Annotated in this window: 1 protein-coding gene; it reads right to left on the reverse strand. The window is 63.3% G+C overall.

The annotated features are described in order from the left end of the window. Nucleotides 1-66 precede the first annotated feature (66 nt). Nucleotides 67-507 (reverse strand): hypothetical protein, encoded by a 441-nt coding sequence (locus AC2JF9_RS08005; protein ID WP_500726747.1) that lies wholly within the window; start codon nt 505-507, stop codon nt 67-69. Between the last annotated feature and the right edge of the window lie 354 nt (nt 508-861).

Here is an 861-nt window from a genome sequence, read left to right on the forward strand (position 1 = left end):
TCCGTGGAGATCGGGCCAGAGAGACCGACGCGGCGCCGAACCGGGTAACCCCAACGGACAGGCCAGCTATGGCGCGAACGGGGTTCCGGACAGCAGGAGGATCTCGACCCTGGTCGTGGCCGCCAGCGCGTCAGCGCGAGCCGCCACCTCGGCGAGCGCCGCTCGCGCCTTCTCGACATTCACGGCCGTCGGTGCGTCCAGCGCCCGCAGAAGCGCCGCATGCGCTGCGCTCCATTCGTCGCGGCGCGTCTGCTCCCCTCTGAGGCGTTCCATGCCGTAGCGATGCAGGGCAGCGACGCCGTCATAGATGTCGCGGATCACCCTCATCCCCAGGTCAGGCCGGTCGTTGTACAGCCAGACTGCGATCGGCTCGGAGAAGTACACCCGGTGCACACGTCCATCTCGCATGCGCTTGCTGAGGTGCCGCGTCACGGCCTCAAGTTCAATCGCCCGATGTCGTTCGCGAGCGCCGTGGAAAGCCCATTCGGGTAGCCTGCCGCGCAGCATCTTCGCTTGAGCCGGCCCGGCCTTGTGGAAGGCTCCATCCCGCCACAACAATCGGATGAGAACTCGAGCTGAGCGCGACCATGTGTGTGTTGCGTGTCCCAAGGCGCAGCCTAGCGTGGAAACATCGAAAACATGGTTGTATCCGCTAAGTAGCGATCCAGCCCGAACCGACGTGTACTACGCAGTCCCGCAAAAGTGTCGATCATCTTCCGATGCGCCGAAGCAGGATCAACAAAGTGTAGTACTGATAGATTTCCTGGACGATGAGGCCGTTCGGGACCGATGCGGGCGGATATGAGCGTTTTTCAGCGAACACGCGCCACTTGCCCGAGCGCAGATGAGACAAGCATGCTG

The sequence above is a fragment of the Lactobacillus sp. C449L genome (genome assembly GCF_059900815.1).

Coding starts and splice junctions, on each gene's coding strand:
- AC2JF9_RS08005 (WP_500726747.1), bottom strand. CDS start 507: ATGCTGCGCGGCAGGCTACCCGAATGGGCTTTCCACGGCGCTCGCGAA.